The sequence below is a fragment of the Streptomyces sp. NK15101 genome, assembly GCF_020400725.1.
In the GTDB taxonomy this organism is placed as follows: Bacteria; Actinomycetota; Actinomycetes; order Streptomycetales; family Streptomycetaceae; genus Streptomyces.
This window is the reverse complement of record NZ_JAINVG010000178.1, coordinates 1-2500: the sequence shown is the minus strand read 5'-3', so window position 1 is coordinate 2500 and position 2500 is coordinate 1. Positions and strand designations below refer to the sequence as shown.

At 57.3% G+C, this 2500-nt stretch carries 1 rRNA gene (cut by a window edge); it reads left to right on the top strand.

Annotation, left to right across the window (positions count from 1 at the left end):
* Positions 1–2465, top strand: a 23S ribosomal RNA gene (locus K7G60_RS38300) (it extends 654 nt beyond the left edge of the window).
* Positions 2466–2500: the final 35 nt, after the last annotated feature.

Sequence of the window (2500 nt, the reverse complement as noted above, 5' to 3'; positions counted from 1 at the left end):
CTGCGTGCCTTTTGAAGAATGAGCCTGCGAGTTTGCGGTGTGTTGCGAGGTTAACCCGTGTGGGGAAGCCGTAGCGAAAGCGAGTCCGAACAGGGCGATCCAGTAGCACGCTCAAGACCCGAAGCGGAGTGATCTAGCCATGGGCAGGTTGAAGCGGAGGTAAGACTTCGTGGAGGACCGAACCCACCAGGGTTGAAAACCTGGGGGATGACCTGTGGTTAGGGGTGAAAGGCCAATCAAACTCCGTGATAGCTGGTTCTCCCCGAAATGCATTTAGGTGCAGCGTCGTGTGTTTCTTGCCGGAGGTAGAGCACTGGATAGGCGATGGGCCCTACCGGGTTACTGACCTTAGCCAAACTCCGAATGCCGGTAAGTGAGAGCGCGGCAGTGAGACTGTGGGGGATAAGCTCCATGGTCGAGAGGGAAACAGCCCAGAGCATCGACTAAGGCCCCTAAGCGTACGCTAAGTGGGAAAGGATGTGGAGTCGCACAGACAACCAGGAGGTTGGCTTAGAAGCAGCCACCCTTGAAAGAGTGCGTAATAGCTCACTGGTCAAGTGATTCCGCGCCGACAATGTAGCGGGGCTCAAGCGTACCGCCGAAGTCGTGTCATTGCAGCAACAGGGCCAACGCCCGCTGTGATGGGTAGGGGAGCGTCGTGTGCCGGGTGAAGCAGCCGCGGAAGCGAGTTGTGGACGGTTCACGAGTGAGAATGCAGGCATGAGTAGCGATACACACGTGAGAAACGTGTGCGCCGATTGACTAAGGGTTCCTGGGTCAAGCTGATCTGCCCAGGGTAAGTCGGGACCTAAGGCGAGGCCGACAGGCGTAGTCGATGGACAACCGGTTGATATTCCGGTACCCGCTTTGAAACGCCCAATATCGAGCCCACTAATGCTAAGGCCGTGAAGCCGCCCCGGAGCCTTCGGGCAAAGGGGAGTGGTGGAGCCGCCGACCCAAGGTGGTAGTAGGTAAGCGATGGGGTGACGCAGGAAGGTAGTCCAGCCCGGGCGGTGGTTGTCCCGGGGTAAGGGTGTAGGACGTCACGTAGGCAAATCCGCGTGACACATAGTCTGAGACCTGATGCCGAGCCGATTGTGGTGAAGTGGATGATCCTATGCTGTCGAGAAAAGCCTCTAGCGAGTTTCATGGCGGCCCGTACCCTAAACCGACTCAGGTGGTCAGGTAGAGAATACCGAGGCGTTCGGGTGAACTATGGTTAAGGAACTCGGCAAAATGCCCCCGTAACTTCGGGAGAAGGGGGGCCACACCCGGTGATCGGACTTGCTCCGTGAGCGGGGGGTGGCCGCAGAGACCAGCGAGAAGCGACTGTTTACTAAAAACACAGGTCCGTGCGAAGCCGTAAGGCGATGTATACGGACTGACGCCTGCCCGGTGCTGGAACGTTAAGGGGACCGGTTAGCTTGGTTTCGACCAGGCGAAGCTGAGAACTTAAGCGCCAGTAAACGGCGGTGGTAACTATAACCATCCTAAGGTAGCGAAATTCCTTGTCGGGTAAGTTCCGACCTGCACGAATGGCGTAACGACTTCTCGACTGTCTCAACCATAGGCCCGGTGAAATTGCACTACGAGTAAAGATGCTCGTTTCGCGCAGCAGGACGGAAAGACCCCGGGACCTTTACTACAGTTTGATATTGGTGTTCGGTTCGGCTTGTGTAGGATAGGTGGGAGACCGTGAAGCCGTGACGCCAGTCATGGTGGAGTCGCCGTTGAAATACCACTCTGGTCGTGCTGGATGTCTAACCTCGGTCCGTGATCCGGATCAGGGACAGTGTCTGATGGGTAGTTTAACTGGGGCGGTTGCCTCCCAAAGGGTAACGGAGGCGCCCAAAGGTTCCCTCAGCCTGGTTGGCAATCAGGTGTTGAGTGTAAGTGCACAAGGGAGCTTGACTGTGAGACCGACGGGTCGAGCAGGGACGAAAGTCGGGACTAGTGATCCGGCGGTGGCTTGTGGAAGCGCCGTCGCTCAACGGATAAAAGGTACCCCGGGGATAACAGGCTGATCTTCCCCAAGAGTCCATATCGACGGGATGGTTTGGCACCTCGATGTCGGCTCGTCGCATCCTGGGGCTGGAGTCGGTCCCAAGGGTTGGGCTGTTCGCCCATTAAAGCGGTACGCGAGCTGGGTTTAGAACGTCGTGAGACAGTTCGGTCCCTATCCGCTGTGCGCGTAGGAATATTGAGAAGGGCTGTCCCTAGTACGAGAGGACCGGGACGGACGAACCTCTGGTGTGCCAGTTGTCCTGCCAAGGGCATGGCTGGTTGGCTACGTTCGGGAGGGATAACCGCTGAAAGCATCTAAGCGGGAAGCCTGCTTCGAGATGAGTATTCCCACCTCCTTGAGAGGGTAAGGCTCCCAGTAGACGACTGGGTTGATAGGCCGGATGTGGAAGCCCCGTAAGGGGTGGAGCTGACCGGTACTAATAGGCCGAGGGCTTGTCCTCAGTTGCTCGCGTCCACTGTGTTAGTTCTGAAGCAA